The organism is Segatella salivae F0493, from assembly GCF_000477535.1.
GTDB lineage: Bacteria > Bacteroidota > Bacteroidia > Bacteroidales > Bacteroidaceae > Prevotella > Prevotella salivae.
Genome location: NZ_AWGW01000031.1, coordinates 15110 through 34739, shown reverse-complemented (window position 1 = coordinate 34739; position 19630 = coordinate 15110). Strand labels below are relative to the sequence as shown.

Annotated in this window: 20 protein-coding genes; 2 read left to right on the top strand and 18 right to left on the bottom strand. The window is 38.8% G+C overall.

Annotated elements, in window-relative coordinates:
• Positions 1 to 266: 266 nt before the first annotated feature.
• Entirely contained in the window at positions 267 to 1304 is a 1038-nt protein-coding gene (locus tag HMPREF9145_RS11790) for a DUF6261 family protein (protein WP_052026774.1), read from the top strand.
• Between the two features lie 242 nt (positions 1305 to 1546).
• On the opposite strand, the gene HMPREF9145_RS13280 is transcribed toward HMPREF9145_RS11790, so the two are convergent.
• The 8 genes from HMPREF9145_RS13280 to HMPREF9145_RS11765 all read right to left on the bottom strand — a co-directional run bounded on the left by HMPREF9145_RS13280 (position 1547) and on the right by HMPREF9145_RS11765 (position 8307).
• A complete protein-coding gene (locus HMPREF9145_RS13280; RefSeq protein WP_081697774.1) occupies positions 1547 to 1741 on the bottom strand; it encodes a hypothetical protein in 195 nt (64 codons plus the stop codon).
• A 222-nt stretch (positions 1742 to 1963) separates the two neighbouring features.
• Positions 1964 to 2158 carry a hypothetical protein gene (locus HMPREF9145_RS13275; RefSeq protein WP_081697773.1) on the bottom strand — a complete coding sequence of 65 codons (195 nt, stop codon included), beginning with the start codon at positions 2156 to 2158 and terminating at the stop codon, positions 1964 to 1966.
• 390 nt (positions 2159 to 2548) lie between these two features.
• The gene (locus HMPREF9145_RS13270) at positions 2549 to 2743 is read right to left on the bottom strand and encodes a hypothetical protein (protein WP_081697772.1); all 195 of its coding nucleotides are present in this window, start codon (positions 2741 to 2743) and stop codon (positions 2549 to 2551) included.
• Positions 2744 to 2920: 177 nt separating this feature from the next.
• Positions 2921 to 3082, bottom strand: coding sequence for a hypothetical protein (locus HMPREF9145_RS13590; protein WP_021826612.1), 162 nt, complete (start codon positions 3080 to 3082; stop codon positions 2921 to 2923).
• A gap of 239 nt (positions 3083 to 3321) precedes the next feature.
• Positions 3322 to 5139, bottom strand: a complete 1818-nt coding sequence (locus tag HMPREF9145_RS11780; RefSeq protein WP_021826598.1) for a hypothetical protein — start codon at positions 5137 to 5139, stop codon at positions 3322 to 3324.
• A gap of 269 nt (positions 5140 to 5408) precedes the next feature.
• Positions 5409 to 6050: a trimeric intracellular cation channel family protein gene (locus tag HMPREF9145_RS11775; RefSeq protein ID WP_007133857.1), complete on the bottom strand. Its 642-nt coding sequence runs from the start codon at positions 6048 to 6050 to the stop codon at positions 5409 to 5411.
• A 9-nt stretch (positions 6051 to 6059) separates the two neighbouring features.
• Entirely contained in the window at positions 6060 to 7016 is a 957-nt protein-coding gene (locus tag HMPREF9145_RS11770) for a D-2-hydroxyacid dehydrogenase (protein WP_021826589.1), read from the bottom strand.
• 19 nt (positions 7017 to 7035) lie between these two features.
• Positions 7036 to 8307, bottom strand: a complete 1272-nt coding sequence (locus HMPREF9145_RS11765; RefSeq protein WP_036907688.1) for a replication-associated recombination protein A — start codon at positions 8305 to 8307, stop codon at positions 7036 to 7038.
• Positions 8308 to 8416: 109 nt separating this feature from the next.
• Here HMPREF9145_RS11765 and HMPREF9145_RS11760 point away from each other — a divergent pair, with 109 nt between their 5' ends.
• Positions 8417 to 9226, top strand: a complete 810-nt coding sequence (locus HMPREF9145_RS11760; protein ID WP_036907696.1) for a hypothetical protein — start codon at positions 8417 to 8419, stop codon at positions 9224 to 9226.
• 305 nt (positions 9227 to 9531) lie between these two features.
• On the opposite strand, the gene gmd is transcribed toward HMPREF9145_RS11760, so the two are convergent.
• The 10 genes from gmd to HMPREF9145_RS11710 all read right to left on the bottom strand — a co-directional run bounded on the left by gmd (position 9532) and on the right by HMPREF9145_RS11710 (position 19614).
• Positions 9532 to 10629 carry a GDP-mannose 4,6-dehydratase gene (gmd, locus tag HMPREF9145_RS11755; protein WP_021826599.1) on the bottom strand — a complete coding sequence of 366 codons (1098 nt, stop codon included), beginning with the start codon at positions 10627 to 10629 and terminating at the stop codon, positions 9532 to 9534.
• Positions 10630 to 10780: 151 nt separating this feature from the next.
• On the bottom strand, positions 10781 to 11524 hold the full coding sequence (locus HMPREF9145_RS11750; protein WP_021826606.1) for a WecB/TagA/CpsF family glycosyltransferase: 744 nt from the start codon (positions 11522 to 11524) through the stop codon (positions 10781 to 10783).
• Positions 11525 to 11534: 10 nt separating this feature from the next.
• Entirely contained in the window at positions 11535 to 12464 is a 930-nt protein-coding gene (locus HMPREF9145_RS11745; RefSeq protein ID WP_021826597.1) for an acyltransferase family protein, read from the bottom strand.
• Positions 12457 to 13134, bottom strand: coding sequence for an acyltransferase (locus HMPREF9145_RS11740; RefSeq protein WP_036907685.1), 678 nt, complete (start codon positions 13132 to 13134; stop codon positions 12457 to 12459). Before HMPREF9145_RS11740 ends, HMPREF9145_RS11745 begins: the two co-directional genes overlap by 8 nt.
• 12 nt (positions 13135 to 13146) lie before the next feature.
• Positions 13147 to 14238, bottom strand: coding sequence for a glycosyltransferase family 4 protein (locus HMPREF9145_RS11735; RefSeq protein ID WP_021826609.1), 1092 nt, complete (start codon positions 14236 to 14238; stop codon positions 13147 to 13149).
• The gene (locus HMPREF9145_RS11730; RefSeq protein ID WP_231369804.1) at positions 14228 to 15169 is read right to left on the bottom strand and encodes an O-antigen ligase family protein; all 942 of its coding nucleotides are present in this window, start codon (positions 15167 to 15169) and stop codon (positions 14228 to 14230) included. Before HMPREF9145_RS11730 ends, HMPREF9145_RS11735 begins: the two co-directional genes overlap by 11 nt.
• A 241-nt stretch (positions 15170 to 15410) precedes the next feature.
• Entirely contained in the window at positions 15411 to 16733 is a 1323-nt protein-coding gene (locus HMPREF9145_RS11725) for a lipopolysaccharide biosynthesis protein (protein ID WP_021826594.1), read from the bottom strand.
• Positions 16734 to 16781: 48 nt separating this feature from the next.
• The gene (locus HMPREF9145_RS11720; protein ID WP_036907682.1) at positions 16782 to 17738 is read right to left on the bottom strand and encodes a glycosyltransferase family 10 domain-containing protein; all 957 of its coding nucleotides are present in this window, start codon (positions 17736 to 17738) and stop codon (positions 16782 to 16784) included.
• Complete coding sequence (locus tag HMPREF9145_RS11715; protein WP_021826605.1) at positions 17735 to 18730, bottom strand: glycosyltransferase family 2 protein; 996 nt, start codon at positions 18728 to 18730, stop codon at positions 17735 to 17737. Before HMPREF9145_RS11715 ends, HMPREF9145_RS11720 begins: the two co-directional genes overlap by 4 nt.
• A gap of 8 nt (positions 18731 to 18738) precedes the next feature.
• Positions 18739 to 19614, bottom strand: a complete 876-nt coding sequence (locus tag HMPREF9145_RS11710; protein WP_021826607.1) for an alpha-1,2-fucosyltransferase — start codon at positions 19612 to 19614, stop codon at positions 18739 to 18741.
• Between the last annotated feature and the right edge of the window lie 16 nt (positions 19615 to 19630).

Below are 19630 nucleotides of genomic sequence, written 5' to 3'. Positions count from 1 at the left end.
GGAGGAAAAATACGCTTCTGAGCGACTCAGAAAGACCAAATGGAGAAAAAATGCGCTTCTGAGCGACTCAGAAAGATCAAATGGAGAAAAATCACGCTTCTGAGTGACTCAGAAAGGCCAAATGGAGAAAAAAATGCGCTTCTGAGTGACTCAGAAAGACCAAATGGAGAAAAATCACGCTTCTGAGTGACTCTATGCACCCCATAATTAATGTTATAATACAGACATTTGTCATTCAAGTTTAATCTTAATAAAAAATTAATTTTATGGAAAAATTTAAAGTCAAAATTCCCAAAATGGCATTGGTAGATGGTACAAATTGTGTACGCTACTCCAATTCTCATCACCTCCAATTCATGTTCAACGTCTATGCATTGGTAAAAGCTGGCGACAAAGTGAAGTTGCACCTCACCGACGAACTGCTCAAGAGCTGGAACGACTGCATCGAGTTAGAAACGGAGCTAAACAAGCAGGCCACGGCCATGGTGCACACCGAACAGATGGCAGCACTCGACCGACAGCGCGACACGCTGCTGACCAACCTCTTTGGCATCGTGCGTGTGCAACTGAAATCGCCTGTGCAAGCCGTTAAAGAGGCTGCCCAAAAGCTCGACAAGGCACTCGGAGTTTACGCAGGCATTCAAAACAAAGCAGCTGATGCCGAAACGGCCGAAGTGCGCGGATTGTTGAAAGATTTGGAGCGTTTTTCAGCAGAGATGACCGCCTTGGGGCTTGCGCCTGTCATGGCAGAGTTAAAGACCGTGAACGAAAAGTTTCAAACCGTCTACAACGAGCGCCAAGTGAAGGTTGTTGATGCAAAATTGCCCCCTCTGGTTGAGGTTCGCCCTCAAACCGATGCCGTTTTCAATGCTGTGTGCCACTATATTGAGGCCAGCTATCTGCTCGCAGCGACCGAAGACGACCGTCCGCCGATTGAGCGTTTGGTAGACCAAATCAATCAGGAGGTAGACCACTTCAAAACGGCTCATAAACAGAGTATGGCGCAGAAAAAGCCGTCGCCGGCTGTGAAAGAACGCGAAGAAAAGCTCAAAGCGGCCATTCCGGCCTTTGCAGAAAAGGCTGGTTATGACGAAGGCTCCCTCACTTACACGGGTAAAGGCAAGGGTGCAGGCATGAAACGCCAATATGAACTTGCCATAAAAGACCGCAAGACTGCTGATGGCAAGCCCGCCACAATTTGGGTGGTCATGGGCAAAGATGGCTCGCTAAGTTTGGTGGAAAATGTGGAAAAGAAGGCTGAACCAAAGGAAAAAAACGAGTTTGGAATAAAGCCGAAGCATTAAAGCCTCACCCCCAACCCCTCTCCAAGGAGAGGGGAGATGCAAGCAGAGGATGTTTGCAGGATTTGTGAAGAAGACGAACCCCATCGCCTTCTGCTTTTGATAGCCCAGGGTTGGCGAGCATAGCAAGCTACCCTGGATTAATATGTTGCGTGGGGTACAACGCCATCGGTGTTGCGCTTTTTAAATTAATCCACCATGAATCCCCTCGCTATCCCCATGTTTTCTCGAAAAAAGCTCAACACTTATGGCGTTGAATCTCCTTGCGAATGCTTACCCAGGGTAGGCTCGTTCCTCGCCAACCCTGGGCTATCAAAAGAACAACACCTACGGCGTTGCGTGGTGAGAACATTCGTCATGGTGGATTCATTCATTAAAATATTGGCATAAAACCTACGGCGTTGCACCGTTGCAACATTCGCAATTATGGATTCATTCATGGAAACGCTGACATAATATCTACAACATTGCGTATTAATGACAAATCTATTGGTTTGCGTTAATACGTCTATTATAATGCATTATCATTGATATTCTCACAATGAAAACGATATATCATCATTTGATATGCCCTTTTCAACGCCATCGGTGTTGCGCTTTTTAAATTAATCCACCATGAATCCCCTCACTATCCCCATGTTTTCTCGGAAAAAGCTCAACACCTATGGCGTTGAATCTCCTTGCGAATGCTTACCCAGGGTAGGCTCGTTCCTCGCCAACCCTGGGCTATCAAAAGAACAACACCTACGGCGTTGCGTGGTGAGAACATTCGTCATGGTGGATTCATTCATTAAAATATTGGCATAAAACCTACGGCGTTGCGTCGTTGCAACATTAGCAATTATGGATTCATTCATGGAAACGCTGGCATAATATCTACAACATTGCGTATTAATGACAAATCTATTGGTTTGCGTTAATACGTCTATTATAATGCATTATCATTGATATTCTCACAATGAAAACGATATATCATCATTTGATATGCCTTTTTCAACGCCATCGGTGTTCCGCTTTTTTAATTTCATCTCTTTCAAAAGGGAAAGCGGCGCAAAGAGCGTTTTTTATGAGGATAGACGAACCCCATAGGGGTTCTGCTTTTGATAGCCCAGGGTTGGCGAGCATAGTGAGCTACCCTGGGTTAATATGTTGCGTGGGGTACAACGCCATCGGTGTTGCGCTTTTTTTGATTAATCCGCCATGAATCCCCTCGCTATAATCATGTTTTCTCGGAAAAAGCTCAACACTTACAGCGTTGAATCTCCTTGCGAACGCTTACCCAGGGTAGGCTCGTTCCTCGCCAACCCTGGGCTATCAAAAGAACAACACCTACGGCGTTGCGTGGTGAGAACATTCGTCATGGTGGATTCATTCATTAAAATATTGGCATAAAACCTACGGCGTTGCGTCGTTGCAACATTCGCAATTATGGATTCATTCATGGAAACGCTGGCATAATATCTACAACATTGCGTATTAATGACAAATCTATTGGTTTGCGTTAATACGTCTATTATAATGCATTATCATTGATATTCTCACAATGAAAACGATATATCATCATTTGATATGCCCTTTTCAACGCCATCAGTGTTGCGCTTTTTTAATTTCATCTCTTGTCAAAAGGAAGAGTGGCGCAAAGGAAGTTCATGAGAGAGACGAACCCCATCGGGGTTCTGCTTTTGATAGCCCAGGGTTGCCAAACGATAGTGCAGGCTACCCTGGGTTAATACGTTAAGTGGGGGGACAACGCCATCGGTGTTGCGCTTTTTTAATTTCATCTTTTCAAAAGGGAGAGGGGAACGCAGGCAGAGCCTTTTTGCAGGATTTCGGCATGCATTGGCCCACTCACCCAAGCTCATACAAGCGAGAAAGCGCACATCGGTGTGGGATGATGCATATAAACAAGAATGGCATTTGGCAGAATCGCCAAATGCCATTCTTCTTTTTATTCAGTAGCTATCCCGTAGATTGAATGAACAGTTATGCTTCAATCAGAAGGATAGCAACGATAAAAATATTAGTTAATGTTCTGCACCAAGCGACTCATACACCCCTGACCAGGTGCTGAAGGGTCGAGGTTGACATAGTTGCCCTGTACTAATCTAACATGTATGATTCCAGAGCCTTTGTATGAAGAGGTGAAATAGTTTCCATGATTTCCCCATTGAGAAATTGTTTTGCTTCCAGCCGGTCTATAGGCCGACAATGGAATAAATACCACGCCACTATTCTTTATTTTATCGTATGTCGTTGCATTATTAATCATATTCGCTCCCACTCCGAAAGTAGGATTTGATGAAGTGAACACCTTTTTGGCTTTGTCAAGCGTCATCTCGTCGGGGAAGATAATATAACCACGTTGCTCTCCAGGATTTCGAGTTCCATTTTCATCAATATAACATTGTGACCATTTGGGAATTCTGGTTGAACCACTTACCCAAATACGATCGGTCACTGTAGTTGTAGTTTTAGGCAATAGATAGCCCCATTCATCAGAGGTCATTGTGCGTGTCTTTTCAGTACCTACGTACAACTTATTACCGAAATCATACTGAGTTTCTATGCCACTTGCAGAACCACCAGGCCTAAAGTATTCAGTTGCTGAAAGTAATGTCGGATTATCTATCATTCCCCATGAAGGAAGGTCAAAATAACGATAAGTCTTTGGTGAAATATACTCCTTGCCATCCTTCTTGACGGTTTCATAGGTGTAAGTGCCATTCTCTCTCCTTTTATTCTTTGGCATAGCCATCTCCCATTGTTCAGGAGCTAAACGATAATAACCTGGATGTATGGTATATCTACCAGTGATTTTGAAAGGCTTATCATTTTTCGATTGGATAAGAGTATTAGCATTCATTACTTTTTCCATCATGCGTGTGTTATAGGTTGTCATAGGCATCACATACTGCATGTTACCATTGGTAATGGCAACTTTATGCGTACTACTGACAGAGAAAGCAGCTTTATGTCCATTGTAATAAACAAAAGACTCAGCTTCAGGATAGCTACGTGCCTTGGGAACCTTTGTTACCACATCGCTATATGAGCCATCATAATAGGCATCGAAAATTAGAGAAGTTCTACCAGGCACAAGGATAGCACAGAAGTTTGTCGCCCCCTCGTCGAAGAACACATTCTCTTCAGGATCAACTTCTGCACTTGTTGCTGTTGTTCCTGTGGCCTTTCCCGACGTTAAGTCAACAGTTGCAGCGGTGTAAATGCCCTCGCCTCTCATTCCAACTCGTGTGATATGAGTTCCATTATCCGTTGACATTGCAAAGTGAGCAACAGCAAATGCATTTTCCAATGTGATACTACCTTCAACGTTGGCATTAGAACCCGAAACGACAATCTTGCCCAAGCCCGACCATACACAATTATTCTTTAAACCATTTATACTCCCTGGCTGCTTGGATAGGTCGATATTTATCTTGCCTGCTGCTAATTCCTTATCGCTGATAGTGTTCTTACCCATATAGAAGAAGCGATAGACGTTTCCACTGACGATTCGACTTACAGGGATTAATCCAATAAACTCGCCACTAACACCATCACGTTTAGTAGACGTCAATGTAAGTGTTGAAACCTTCATCCTTGAACCATTCGTCGTTACGAGCAGCAGTTTGTCGCCACTCTCCCACTTCCTATAACTTTTAGCATTATGCTCATCAGGCAATATATTTAGCGTAAATTCTGATTCAGCCGTTACAGTAAGAGTCAGCTTTTCCTCATTGGCATCATCTTCCAAATAATCGGTAGGGTCAGAAGAACAAGATGTGGTGATAATTGCCATAGCTATGCACACGGCTGACAAAAGAATACTTTTTTTCATTTTAATAGTATTAATACCAATTGGTATATGACTTATTTTTTAACTCTCTAATTATCTGCATACAAAATTACGCAAAAAAAACAGAAATAACATGCATTTACAATGTTTAACTACATGTGTATCTACACATCATTGCACCAAGAGCATGTTATAACATCTTCAACCCACACCTTTAATTTGTATACTAAGTTTTTTATACTTAGAACAACTAATAACAGATACAACAAAAGATGTTGGTGCTTAAAAACAAAGATTAGACCTTTTAATTTCTACTCATCATTCTCTCCCCTAAGCAAAGGCAGGGAAATGTGATATCTTACAGCCACGTATCTGACAAGGCAAATCACAAAAAACGTTACTATAGAGGTTATACCAATGTTTATACCGAGGGCTGCCAACAACCAATAGATTAGCCCTCCGGCAACACTTGCCATGGCATAAATATCTTTCTGAAAAATGATGGGTTCTTGATTTAAGAGCACATCTCGAATGACTCCGCCCGCAACTCCAGTGATGCATCCCATAACGATAGCAACCCAAAACGGATGGTCATATTGCAGTGTCTTCTGTAATCCGGCGATGGTAAACATTGCAAGCCCCAAAGTGTCGGTGATGAGCCAGGCATTCTCCATGCGACTGAGTTTTTTGGAAAAAAGGATTCCTACGAGCAAGGCGATGATTGTGCAGGTGAAATAGATGCTCGAAGTCATCCAAAAGGGAGTTACTCCCAACATCACGTCACGAATGGTTCCACCGCCGATAGCGACCGCAAAGCCACACACAAAGCCACCGAACCAGTCAAAATGCTTCGCTGCCGCCATACGAATTCCCGAGATGGCAAAAGCAAACGTACCAATAAACTCGATGATGAGAAGCACTGTGTGTGCTACTTGTGGATTAGGGGCAATCATAGGTGGAGTTTAAGGATTGACAACGTTTTGTGGATGACCTTCAATGAAAGCTTTGATATTGTCGGCACAAATAGCTAACAATCTTGAACGCGCCTCCTTCGTAGCCCAAGCAATGTGTGGTGTGATAAACGCGTTGGGTTGCGCAAAGAGAGGATTATCTTCAGAAGGTGGTTCTGCACACATCACATCGGCACCATATCCGCCTAATTGTCCATTCTCCAAAGCCTCAGCGACATCAGCATCATTAATGAGTTGTCCACGCCCAGTGTTTATCAACAAAGCACCTTTTTTCATCTTGTTCAGCGTTGCTTTGTTTATCATCTCAAAGGTGTCGACTGTCAAAGGACAGTGCAAAGAGAGGATATCGCTCACAGCAAACAGACCTTCGAGCGTGGTTTTCTGGATTCCTTCGGGTAAATCAGCCGAATTTTTGCTGGTGAGAGCAAAGACATCCATGCCGAAATCGCGTGCAATCTTAGCAACTTTACATCCAATGTTTCCTAAGCCTACGATGCCCAGAGTTTTACCACTTATTTCGCGTAAAGGAGTATCCCAGTAACAGAAATCAGGATTACGACTCCATTTTCCCTCACGATTGAGTTGCGCATAGTGCTCCACACGATTGGTTAGATTCAGGATATGTGCAAAAGTCATCTGCGCAACACTATCTGTACTATAGGCGGGGATATTTGTTACAACAATGCCATGCGCTTTGGCTGCATCAATGTCAACAACATTATATCCGGTGGCCAATACACCAATATATTTTAGTTTCGGCAGCTGCTCTATAATCTCTTTCGTGATATTTACCTTATTTACAAGTATAATCTCAGCATCTTTAGCCCGATTGACAATGTCTTTCGGTGCTGTGCGATCATAGAGCTGGAACTCACCAAGAGCCTGTATTGTTTCCCAAGATAAATCGCCAGGATTTGCAGCGTAACCATCTAATTCAACTATCTTCATGTCTTTAATAATTTTGTTCTTAATCTTTAAACCTGTCTCCCCAGCAGTTTTCCATTTGCTTATTCAGCTTTTCTTCAGCAGCACTATGTTGTCCATGCCAAAAGCGAGTCTCTTTCAGCTCATCAGGCAGATATTGTTGTTCCGTAAAATGCCCGGGATAGTCGTGGGGATACTTATAACCGTCATGATAACCGAGTTCAGCCATCAGCTTGGTTGGGGCATTTCGCAAAGGAAGTGGAACTGGAAGATTCCCTGTTTCGCGTACCTTTGCCAACGCATTATCAATGGCAAGATAGGCAGAATTGCTTTTCTGACTCGTAGCCAAATAGACCGTAGCCTCAGCCAAAGGGATTCTTCCTTCGGGCCAACCAATCTTCATCACGGCATCGAAGGCTGCATTTGCCATCAACAACGCATTGGGATTGGCTAAGCCAATATCTTCAGATGCACTGATTACCAATCGTCGCGCTATGAACTGCGGATCTTCTCCGCCCTCAATCATTCGAGCCAACCAATACAAAGCTGCATCAGGATCACTCCCTCGGATGCTCTTGATGAAAGCCGAGATAATATCATAGTGCATTTCTCCATCCTTATCATAGGCCAAAGGATTTGATTGCAATATGCTTTCAACAAGTTCGTCTGTAATCACAACCTCATCACCAGTAGCTTCAATAACAAGATCGAGGATGTTTAATAACTTCCGTGCATCACCACCACTAAAACGAAGCAGTGCCCCACTCTCTTGGAGTGAGATGTGCTTTTTCTTCAATTCAACGTCGGTTGTAATAGCCCTCTTGACCAACTGCAATAAGTCTTCTTTGTCAAGAGGCTTTAAAACATAAAGTTGACAACGTGAAAGCAAAGGGCGAATCACTTCAAAAGATGGATTTTCTGTTGTTGCCCCAATCAATGTTACAACACCACGCTCAACGGCTCCCAACAAAGAATCTTGTTGAGACTTGCTGAAACGATGAATCTCATCAATGAAGAGAATTGGTGAAGCTGAATTGAAAAACCGATTATTCTTTGCTTTTTCGATAACATCACGAACGTCTTTTACGCCGCTTGTCACAGCACTAAGCGTATAGAAAGGTGTCTCCAACTTATGTGCAATAATCTGAGCTAAAGTAGTTTTCCCAACTCCTGGCGGTCCCCATAATATAAAAGAAGAAATGCGTCCTGCATCAATCATTTGGCGCAAAACGGCACCTCGTCCAACTAAATGCTGCTGACCAACATATTCATCGAGCGAATGTGGGCGCATTCTTTCTGCTAAAGGTTCACTCATAGTTGTTGCAAAAATAATTATTTCACATGATATGGCAAAAAAATATACGCTAAAAGTTTGTGAATATGATGCAAAGTATATACTTTTGCAACAAAGAAACAAGGTATATATGAGACAACAAAAAGTTCTAACACTAAAGACCCTAAACAAAAGTAATGTTTGGGATATTCAGGAGAATGACGTTTTTAGAATGTGGGAAACTGCTGAAAAAGAAGCAGACCTCAAAGACAATGCACGTCATTATGTTGATATCATCCGCAGTGCTTTTGAAATCGAAGAAGTAAAAGTTGATAGACCGGAAGTCATTGCTAAATATGAGGAACGTGGCTTCAAGGTTGGCTTTGTTAAGATTGACGACAACACGAAAGTGAAATGGGCTATCAAGAAGCGCCCTATCCTACGTGTCACTGACCTCACTTATGAAAACATTCACCACATTTCAGCGTCAAAGCTACTCGAAGTAATAGAACGTAACTTCGGAGGAGGTTGGGATAGCCTTCCTCAAAGTATTCAAGACATCATCGAACGTGGCTTTGACATCAGCACAACGACCCTCCCTAAAGATCGTCTTCACAAGCCAGGTGGCATGTATGAAAAGAAAATTAACGATGGATATGAGGTTCTCGAAATTGAGAAAGGAACGTGGGTTGAGGCTATCTTTGCTAAGGAAAGACCAGAATTATATCATGCAAAGATGAAATATGAATCTACAGAACAATTGCCCGAAGAATCTCCCGTGTCACCTGAAGATGAGGAAGAGGATGTAGTTGTTGACGACCATTATAATGATCCTGAAGACGAAGATGATGCTTTCGATGAAGATAAACTGACGGAAGAAAGCTATCGCACAACATACGATGAAGATCCAGAATCACTCGATTTAGAAGCATCTGAAATGAGTGATGACGAAGAATACTAATTCTCTGCATTGATTTCAGACTTATACAATATAGGCGTATAACTCATTTTCTAAATAGCCTTTGAGTTATGCGCCTCACTTTATACACAATTTTGCGTCACCAAAGAATGGGTGGTAACGCAAAATAATAGTAACTAAAATACCAATAACCTAAAGTCTACATGATATTACTCACCTCGACAATATTCTCTGCAAAACTCAACTATAGACTAATAAAGAAATTAGCATTAACTAATTGCGCCAAATGGCCGAACCTACAAGCCCTTTGTGCCCCGCAATGTATATTTTACTGTCTTTGTTGAGTGTCATTTTACAATTCCTTTCTCTAAATATTCAACCAAATTTAAACGAACATGCTCTGCTGCGCTTTCGGAAGCTACCTTTGCTATGTCACTATCTACCATTATATTTACAAGCTCTTCGAAACTTGTTTTATTGGGATTCCATCCTAATTCTTTTCTTGCTTTCATTGGGTCACCCCATAAATTTACAACGTCGGTAGGGCGATAGAAGTCTGGGCTAACGACAATGAGTTCTTTTCCCGTTTCCTTATCAATACCTTTTTCGTCCATCCCCACACCTGTAAATTCCAATGTGATACCTACACGTTTGAAAGCATGATAACAGAACTCGCGCACACTATGTTGTACCCCAGTTGCAATCACAAAGTCTTCAGGTTTTTTTTGCTGTAGAATGAGCCACATACATTCTACGTAATCTTTTGCATACCCCCAGTCTCGGAGTGAACTAAGATTGCCTAAAGATAGCTTTTCTTGCAATCCTTGTTTGATACGTGCTGCAGCAAGTGTAATCTTACGCGTTACAAAGGTCTCACCGCGGCGCTCGCTTTCATGATTAAAAAGGATTCCTGAGCAGCAAAACATATTGTAAGCTTCACGATATTCTTTGACAATCCAAAAGCCATATTGCTTTGCTACGGCGTATGGACTATAAGGATGGAATGGCGTATTTTCATTTTGTGGTACTTCTTCTACTTTTCCATAAAGCTCCGATGTGCTTGCTTGATAAATGCGACAAGTCTCTGTTAGTCCTAATTGGCGTACAGCTTCGAGTATGCGAAGCACACCTATTGCATCGATATCCGCTGTACATTCGGGAACATCGAAGCTCACTTGTACATGACTTTGAGCGGCAAGATTATAGATTTCCGTTGGGCGAATTTTTCCTATTAAACCGAGGATACTCATAGAATCTCCTAAGTCGCCATAGTGTAAATGAAAGTTATCTCTCCCCTCTAAGTGTGCTATTCGTTCCCGATAGTCCACGGATGAACGGCGAATGACACCATTGACCTCATAGCCTTTCTCAAGTAAAAGCTCTGCTAAGTAGGAGCCATCTTGTCCTGTGATGCCAGTAATTAACGCAACTTTTTTCTTATCCATATGTTTATTATTGTGAGTTTTTTATTTTTTTCTAATATTAAGTTTTGTCTTTTTATAAGCTTACTTCCTATATATGTTTCTCCAATTTGAAGCGCATTTATATGTGAACGTTTTGAATGATTTGTGTGATAGAATCTTTTATCTTACACGCTTAGTTCTGAAAGGGATTTTTATAAAGTCCTAAGAGGGCTTTAAAGTAGAGAATGAAAAAGGACAAATCGCTGAAATATCGTTTAACCATACGTTTTGGTTCGCAGTAAATGCGATACAGCCATTCTAAAGCTAATTGTTGAAAGATGTGTGGAGCGCGTTTAATTTGTCCTGCTTCGAAATCAATTGTCGCACCCAAAGCCATCCAAATTCTAACATTTGGCATGCAATCTTTATAACGGACAATCCATTTTTCTTGTTTTGGTGCACCAACACCAACCAATACAACATTAGCTTTGCTACGTTGGATGGTATTGCAAATTTGTGCGCATTCTTCTGCATTTTGTTCAAAGCCAAAGGATGGAGAGAGTGCTCCTACAATGATCTCTCTACCGACTTTCTCATTGATACGTTGCATAGCCTTCGTAGCAACTCCCTCTTTTGCACCTAACAAGAATATCTTACAATTAAGATTATCTTTATGATATTTATAGAATGCCGTAAAGAAGCTGCTCCCAGGGATTGCCTCAGGGATTGCTTTTCCAGCCAGTTTTAATGCTAAATAGAGAACTTTTGAGTCGCAAACCACCCAATCGGCCTGTTGATAAGCTTCCCAAAAAGCTTTGTCATGCTGCAATTTTACGAGGTGATCAATATTTGGTGTAAAAAGAACGCCTTCTTTCAAATCAGCTAATAACTGCTGTTGCGTGATTGCTTTTAAACGAATATTTAGTATGGTCACCATTAAATTGACTTCAAATTTTTAAATATTGATATTTCCCAGATAAATAAGGAATATACTTATCTATCATCCATGCGGTAAAAATTGATAAAGCACTCACTGCAACAAAAAGACCAATAGGATGACTAAAAAACATCTTCAAAAGTTCATAAAAATAAATATGAATAACAAGAATGAGCATTGAGAGCCTGCCGACAACAGCTAAGCTTGTAGGAATAAATTTACTAATACCTATAATCAGCAAGATACCTACTAAACTATTAAATAGGAAAGTAGGATAATTTTGCTTATAATCATTCCAATACATATCTATAGGAATCATACCAATATTGTATAACGACATCACGAAAAGAAACAATAGAAGTACAGATAATTTTATTTCTCTTCCTGTTTTCTGTTCTGGCAGTATTCTATCCCTTAACAAATCGCCAAGATAGATAAAAGGAATTACAGTTAGAGTTGTATTGATAAAAAGAGGAAGTTTCAAATGATGTCCAAACAATTGATAAGTTCCTAAATAAAAGCCTATGATAGATAAGAACACTATCAATAATCCCCTATACTCCACTTCAATTTTCTTAATACCATAATAGATGATATAACACTCGAACATGCACAACAGAAACCACGATGGGCCATTCATAATCTCGTAGGGATTAAGCCACATTTTAACAAAAGCAAGGAAGGGCTTTGTAAACAGGTAATAGATAAAGTATGGGATGCTCCATATTACAAAGGGGATTAGAAGCTGATTCGTTTTTTTTCTGATTTGTAATTTCAAGGAGATAGGAGTATGATAAAACACACCCATGATAAAGAAGAATAAAGGCATAACCCACATGGTTACACCAAAATTACCAACTCTACAATGCCATGAAACCACGAATAAAATTGCTATTCCGCGTGCAATGTCAATACTATAATTACGTTTTACCTTATTCATCTATAAATTTTTTAGGAGACATACCTATTTCTTGTAATTTAGATTCATATTTTCTTTTATCGACATCTGAAATGGAAGCAGTGCCAAGTACTTTCATTCCATGATAATATGTGTTAAATAAATTATCCAAATCTGACATGGACAAACGTTTTGAAGGTGGATAAACAGCTTGCTCATGCACTAGTATCTGTGCCTTGTCAAACTTCACGCCTATAATCTTTGCTGGTATTCCTGCTATGACAGCATAAGGTGGAAAAGGTTTGTTTACCAAGGAACATGCACCAATAACAGAGCCTCTTCCTATATTTGAACCTGGTAGGAGAGTAACTCTCGTGCCTATCCAACAATCATCAGAAACTTCTATATCTTGACTCTTATCATTGATATGCAGACTTCCCGTGAATGTATAAGGAATACCAACTGTTGGAGTATGATTGTCAGTAACCACTGTAAAGTCAGTTGATATCTCTGTATAATTACCAATCCTAAGTTTCCCTTTTGTTCCAATAAAAGTAAAGCCACCCAATATTTTGCTATAATCGCCTATGGAAATAAGTTCAGGTGCCGACACACTAAAAGGAACTGTAAGATAGATATTCTTACCAGTACTGTACATTTGGCGACATAGTCTGTTAATTTTCCATTTGTAAAATTGTTCTATTAACCACATAATCAAAAAAAATTACGCCTGATCAATGCATTGTATTAACCGTTCTATAAGTTTCTTAATCACAATATTTGACTGATATAGTTGAGCTGTTTTAAAGGCATTTCTATTCATTTCCAACTTCCTCTCATCAGGAAGGTTAATGTAATTAACAATACATTCACCCATTCTTCTGCTATTCCCAGGAGGAATAAGGAAACCATTATATCCATCTTTGATATAACTTTTTAAACCACCGATAGCAGACCCAATAACAGGTTTAGAAGCAGCCATAGCCTCCAAACCGACTAGACCTAAACTTTCTTTTAATGTTGTTGGAAAAACAAAAAGAGTGAGATTAGTATAAAATTGAGGTAATTCTGCATGTGAAAGAGCACCATAATAGGTAACTATATGTGATAAGTTTAAAGTTGAAATCAGATGTTTCAATTCTTCAACTTGCCTACCTGTTCCTGCAATTTTAACTTGAATGGGGTGTTCTTTGTAAATATCTTGAATCGCTCTTAGTAAAATATCCCATCCTTTACCTGTGTCGATACGTGAAACATAGCCGATTGTGAATGGGGATTGTACAGGAGCTATCATTTCATTATAGAAGGACTTTTCTATTCCCCCCGATGGTGAAACAAATATATTTTGAAGCCTAATATCTTTGAATTTATCTATTAAAATATCTTTGAAGAATTCAGATGGGACGACAACCAACTTGGAATTTATAAGAAGTTTATGTACTGCTTGCAATACGTTTTCAGCTACTTTTGATTTCGTTAAGAGGTCATCTCCATGAATATTGAATACGATATTAAGTTTCTTTATTTTCGACAAGAAAAGTAAAGGAATAGACGAATAGGTGATGTAGTGTACGTAAATAAGAGCATAGTGATGGAATAGTATGTGCAAGGTTATGCTGGAATAAAACCAAAAGTATTTCAACAATTTGCAAATCTTACTTGTTGTCCGTCCCTTAATGACGCATAAATCTGTCTTATAGTGCATGGAATAGCCTTGTAATTCGTGTGTAAAAAGTGCTACAAAGGTACCATACGATGGATCTTTCTCAGAGGGAAATAAGTTGGAAATGACGAGAATTCTTTTCTTACTTTTCATAAGATTGTTTGTAAAACATTAGAGCATTGAGTGTCGCGATGAATAGTCCAGCTGTACTTGAAAAATAAATATGTCCAGCAAAGGTGCTCATACCCAGTAAGATAATATCACTTGCGAAGATAATTTTAATGAGATTGTTATTCTTTTTATTCTGTTTTAATTTGAGGAAAAGGTATATCCATGAAGAAAAATAGATGAGAATGCCGGTATAACCCATGTTGAGGAGAACATCAAAAAAGTCCATTTCTACGGTTCTATTGCCTCCTATACCAAATAATTGGTCGAAGAATGGCGCATTAAAGAAGATGGACATACGTTGTTCTACAAATGTTTGTCTGCTAGAAAGTAGTAATTCTATGAGTCCTCCTTTATTATATGCATAAATAGCTTTCTGCAGGTAAGCTGCATCTCCCGATAAGAAGTTGTCTAAGTTGAATATAAATATGAAATAAAAGGCTGCAGCTATTGTGAGGCCAATAATAGCTTTCTTGTATTTGGCTTTATAATAGAGAATCAAGATTACGGAAAAAATTGCGGAAAGAATAGCCGCTTTCGAAATGATTAAGATACCTAAACAAACGATTAAGCAGCATCCTATGAAGAATATTTTTCTCCCTCTCTCGTAAAGATTGTAAAGTATAAATGGGAATAGCGCCATACAGACTCCACCTAATTCATTCAATGCATAGAAATAACCGCAGAAACCAAGACTGCCAAAATTCGTTTCGTAGGATCTAAAACCCAGTCCCAAAAGTCCAGAAAAAATGTTGATAGCAAAAATGATAAAGTTATAGTTGAAATTTTTTTTTATCCAAAGTATGGCAGCATTATTATATTGTCGGATGAGAATAGATATGTAGACAAATATAAAGATATTGGTTAAAGGCTTCAATAAAAGCTGTAAGGACTCTGTATACTTTTCAGGGCTCACATATAGGTAATGAAGGCTTTGCCATAGGATATAAATGATAATACAACACAATACACACCTCCCTTGTTTAAATTTTAATAGTCTAAACGATAGTAAAAGGATGATGAAAAGTTTGTAAATGACAGATATTGGTATACCTTCTCCTAAACGGAGAAAGAAACCATTAATAGAATCTATTAGCAGCCAAAAGCAGAAGAGGTTGAGAATAAAGCAATCTCGCTGCTTAATAGTATTGATTTGGCTATTCATGGGGGCGTAGTTGTATATGGTTTGTACGATAGTATATGGTTAAAGAGAATATGCACCATAGCGCAATCATACATATAACCATACTCCTAAATGACCAGAGATATACAATATGTGGGAATACACCCATACTAATAATGGTAAAAATGATATAGCCAATAGTTATATCATCAATTTGATTTATGGCTACTTGTAGCAGTGAAACATTATCGAAAATAATCTTTAGAAATAAGCTACATCCGACCATACAAAATAAAATAGGGCTACTAATGAAGTTTTCTCCTGCAATGATTCGTACAATGATGTCGCTTAATGTTGTAGAGATTGTTATAAATCCAAATGCAGCAAGTAAAGTCATAAGAAGGCTAATGTCCCATAATCTCTTACATTTTGAAAATTTTTTTTGAAAATAAAGTGTGGCTAATTTACTCCAAATAGGATTGAGGACACTTTGATAAATGCTTGTGAAGAATGTAAATACCTTTTGTGCAATATTGACAATTGCCGCCTCTTTTAATCCTAACAATGCACCAGAATAAATGGTTAAAATATTAGTTAAGAAGCTTCCTGCGAAACCAATAATTAAATATTTTATACCTAAAGGTAACAAAAACTTTATATCCTTAATCGTCTGTCCCATTTGAATTCGTATGTTCCACCATTTTCTTTTGTAAATAAAAAAACATGTAGAGATGATGTAAACTAAAAGTGGACAGATAAAATAGATGACAGATGTATATACGATTGAGACTTTAAAAATAGCAAGTCCGGATACAATGATGAAGGTAAAAACGCTTGATATAAAACCAAAGATAGCATTATACTTGTTTTCTCCATAGCTAAAGAATAAAGCCCCAGGAATCGATAGTGGTATCGTGAAGAAGAATAAGAGTAGGACAATCGTACAAATGATATGTCCTTGTTGTTGTAGCTGTAAATCTTCAGTCTTGAAAAGCTTTTCAAATGGGAAGTAATGATGAAAGAAGATTAATATAAGAGCTAATAGCAAGGCAAGTGTACTGAAGAAAATGAGTGTAGAATAAAAGTATCTTTTAGTATCTTCGTCTCCTTCTTTCCCACGGCTTAAATTTTTACTTGCAATGCTTCGCAGGACATTCGTTAATCCAAAATCGCCAGTAATGATGACTGCAGCAATGGAGGTGATGCTTCCCCAGAGCCCAAATTGCTCTTGGGTATAGAAACGAATAATAATAAATACTAATAAAGAGCGTAACAGCGTCGCAACCGTTGTTGAAAGGAAAATCCAAGAGATGCCTTGTAATAAAGATGATGAAGAGAGCCGTTTTAATCTATTCATTAGGAAATAATAATGTGTGTGTTAAATTATAAAGCAAGATATTAATCTTTAAATGACGAGATTCCACTTCCATGCAAGATACTGTTTTATTTTTATAGGCAACGTATAGCGATATGGGCTTAATATGGATTTGAACTGCTTTTGTTCATGAATTGGGGTTCTAATCGTCTCCAAAAAGTTTATATCTTCTTTAATTCTTTCAAAAACATTGTAGTTGAAGAGTATCCTTTTTTTAGCATCTTCTAATGTAATCGTAGAGTCAAAATCCCCTCGGAGAGCCTTTTGCATACATTGAATAGCTTGGTTATAATGGGTAATATCTAAGTAGACGAATGAGTTTTTTGGGAAAAAATCATCAATATTAGGGCACCCATAATAGAATGGTATACACGATGTTAGGAAAGCATCTCCTATCTTCTCTGTCCAATAGTTAGGGCAAATGCAGTTTTCAATGGCTAAACAATATTTATACTTGGAGAGGACTTCAAACTTATCTTCAATAGGCTGATAGCCCATACCATATATGTCTAAGAGGTCGGGATATTCTTCTTTCACTCGTTCTACAAATGCAACTCGTTTACGATGGCCTTGTGTAAAGCGTTTATTTGAGGTGATAATACAAAATTTATTTAAGCGCTTTTCTATCGATTCCTCAAAATTTTGGAAGAATGTCGCATCTAAATTCTTCTTATTTCCTACGAGCCATGGCAAAACGGGATGACTTAGTTTGAAATGCGGATGATGTAGTTTATAAGGGCCAACAACGAGACCATATTGTGCTAAGTAGCTGGACGGAAAAGGTTTTATAAAAGGAGGTTCTCCTATGTACAAAATACGTTTATGTGTGGGTACTTTGCAAATGAGTTCTTTCTCAACACTATCAATCACTGCGATATAATCGTAATCGGTAGTGGTATCGAACACAAATTCTATGTTTTGAAACTGTCCTATGAGCAGTTGTCGCCTCAAATGCTGCTGATCTGACAGAACTAAGACCTTAGTCATTGTTTTATTTTTTTGAGAATTTTAAATGTAAATGCAGCAGGGATAATATAGAATCGGGCCAAATTATAGTTAGTTATATGGAGTACTAATCTCAAGAAGAACGGAACAGATGTATAAGCCGAAGGTGCTATACCTCTAATTTTAGTATGTAGTTCATAAAACGAGGCCTTGTCTTTTGCTTGACAACAGGCCACTAAATGATGAGAATATAATTTCAAAATGCCGATTTCTAAGGCTTCTTGATAAGAGTTCCTCTTGTCCCTAAAGAACTTTTGAAGCACTTCTATGCTCTTCCAGTCTTGTAAAAACCGTGAACGTGAATATTGATATGTATAAGATTGTTCATTAGTACAATTATAATAGTATAAAGTTTCGTGTATATTTTTTACACTATGTGCATAATAAGCCAGTCGAGCAGTTACTTGATAGTCTTCTCCACAGTTAATATTTGCCAGCGGTTTAATAGCATTATCTCTATATAAACTTGTGCGAATGAGCCGCCCCCAAATACAAACAGGCGCTTTCCTTGCTAATAACGTGCATGCCATATCCTCTGCGTCTAAATACGAAGGTTGAAATACTACTTGCTCGAAATTACTATGTTGCTCTATAAAATCAACGGTTACAATATCACAATCATATTTTATTTGAGTAGCGACCATCTTTGCTACCATATCCTTACTCACATAATCATCAGAGTCAACCCAAGTTATGAAACGACCATGCGCATGTTCTATAGCTATATTTCGTGTAGCAGCAAGTCCTATATTCTCTCTATTTTCAATGATATAGTAATTGAGCTGACAATTTATTAGTCGTCTTTTTAACACGAGTAAACTGTCATCCGTCGAACAATCATCTACAAAAATATATTCTACATTTGGGTATGTTTGTCCCAAAATACTATCTAAGCAGCGATTGAGATATGTACTTACATTATAAATTGGTACACAAATCGATACTAATGGAGCTATTTCTTTGCCTTCTATCATCGGTGGTTTTAATCTAAAATAATCCAGTTATCACAAACACAATCACGATTAATGAAGTTATTGGGTGCAACAACGATATGATTCTCAATGGGATGTTGTAACCAGGCTCCCCACCAATAAAAAGTGGAGTTCGATATAATAGCATGTTGACATTGAGTCATGAGATACATATCAGCTATGGTTGCCCACGCATTGTCTTTCTCTTTCACGAAATAAAGATTAGCGTTCGTGGGAAGATTATTCATTGCCCATGCCTGTTCTTGTGTAAAAACAACAAATAAAGGGGCGGGGAGCTGTTCTTGAATGTGGGAGATGGCTTTCGCATAATAGTCTTTATTACAAAGTGGATATGGGGAGTCTTTCTTGTCTTTAACCTCTTGATAGCGACGAATACCTAACATGACTAAGGGCTTGCCTGTACCTTTTAGCATTTGTAGCTCATCTGTTATGGTATGTGGTAGGATACTCTTAAGTTGAAAGTCACGACGAATCTCATCGCTGTAATTCTCAAAATAGCGTGGACTTTGCCAATAGCCTTCTAAAAAGATATTTTTATTCGTAAATTCAAATAAGCGTTTTTCATAATGAAAAGGTTCTTTCTCTTTGATAAATTGATAATGGGGACACAGAAGGTTCCGACCAATTCTACGGCTAATTCTTTTAATATTTAATTCGCCTTTGTAGTTGAAAGTAATCCATTTGGCTGTAGGGAGTTGGCATTTAAAGTGGTTTAATTCAAGATGTCTCTGATATTTGTAATCTTGCTCAAAACCTTGTCTCAAATTAAATGCCATGGGGGTTCGGTAATGGAGTGATAATGCTTTTGCTGTTGCATAAATAAACATCTGGTTTCCTAAGCCACCAAAGAGTGTTGTCGCAATCATATTTTTGAGATATATT

What these genes read in the sequence shown, in the direction of transcription:
- HMPREF9145_RS11790 (WP_052026774.1), top strand. Translation starts at nt 267, where the DNA reads ATGGAAAAATTTAAAGTCAAAATTCCCAAAATGGCATTGGTAGATGGT.
- HMPREF9145_RS13280 (WP_081697774.1), bottom strand. Translation starts at nt 1,741, where the DNA reads ATGAATGAATCCATAATTGCGAATGTTGCAACGGTGCAACGCCGTAGG.
- HMPREF9145_RS13275 (WP_081697773.1), bottom strand. Translation starts at nt 2,158, where the DNA reads ATGAATGAATCCATAATTGCTAATGTTGCAACGACGCAACGCCGTAGG.
- HMPREF9145_RS13270 (WP_081697772.1), bottom strand. Translation starts at nt 2,743, where the DNA reads ATGAATGAATCCATAATTGCGAATGTTGCAACGACGCAACGCCGTAGG.
- HMPREF9145_RS13590 (WP_021826612.1), bottom strand. Translation starts at nt 3,082, where the DNA reads ATGAAATTAAAAAAGCGCAACACCGATGGCGTTGTCCCCCCACTTAAC.
- HMPREF9145_RS11780 (WP_021826598.1), bottom strand. Translation starts at nt 5,139, where the DNA reads ATGAAAAAAAGTATTCTTTTGTCAGCCGTGTGCATAGCTATGGCAATT.
- HMPREF9145_RS11775 (WP_007133857.1), bottom strand. Translation starts at nt 6,050, where the DNA reads ATGATTGCCCCTAATCCACAAGTAGCACACACAGTGCTTCTCATCATC.
- HMPREF9145_RS11770 (WP_021826589.1), bottom strand. Translation starts at nt 7,016, where the DNA reads ATGAAGATAGTTGAATTAGATGGTTACGCTGCAAATCCTGGCGATTTA.
- HMPREF9145_RS11765 (WP_036907688.1), bottom strand. Translation starts at nt 8,307, where the DNA reads ATGAGTGAACCTTTAGCAGAAAGAATGCGCCCACATTCGCTCGATGAA.
- HMPREF9145_RS11760 (WP_036907696.1), top strand. Translation starts at nt 8,417, where the DNA reads ATGAGACAACAAAAAGTTCTAACACTAAAGACCCTAAACAAAAGTAAT.
- gmd (WP_021826599.1), bottom strand. Translation starts at nt 10,629, where the DNA reads ATGGATAAGAAAAAAGTTGCGTTAATTACTGGCATCACAGGACAAGAT.
- HMPREF9145_RS11750 (WP_021826606.1), bottom strand. Translation starts at nt 11,524, where the DNA reads ATGGTGACCATACTAAATATTCGTTTAAAAGCAATCACGCAACAGCAG.
- HMPREF9145_RS11745 (WP_021826597.1), bottom strand. Translation starts at nt 12,464, where the DNA reads ATGAATAAGGTAAAACGTAATTATAGTATTGACATTGCACGCGGAATA.
- HMPREF9145_RS11740 (WP_036907685.1), bottom strand. Translation starts at nt 13,134, where the DNA reads ATGTGGTTAATAGAACAATTTTACAAATGGAAAATTAACAGACTATGT.
- HMPREF9145_RS11735 (WP_021826609.1), bottom strand. Translation starts at nt 14,238, where the DNA reads ATGAAAAGTAAGAAAAGAATTCTCGTCATTTCCAACTTATTTCCCTCT.
- HMPREF9145_RS11725 (WP_021826594.1), bottom strand. Translation starts at nt 16,733, where the DNA reads ATGAATAGATTAAAACGGCTCTCTTCATCATCTTTATTACAAGGCATC.
- HMPREF9145_RS11720 (WP_036907682.1), bottom strand. Translation starts at nt 17,738, where the DNA reads ATGACTAAGGTCTTAGTTCTGTCAGATCAGCAGCATTTGAGGCGACAA.
- HMPREF9145_RS11715 (WP_021826605.1), bottom strand. Translation starts at nt 18,730, where the DNA reads ATGATAGAAGGCAAAGAAATAGCTCCATTAGTATCGATTTGTGTACCA.
- HMPREF9145_RS11710 (WP_021826607.1), bottom strand. Translation starts at nt 19,614, where the DNA reads ATGATTGCGACAACACTCTTTGGTGGCTTAGGAAACCAGATGTTTATT.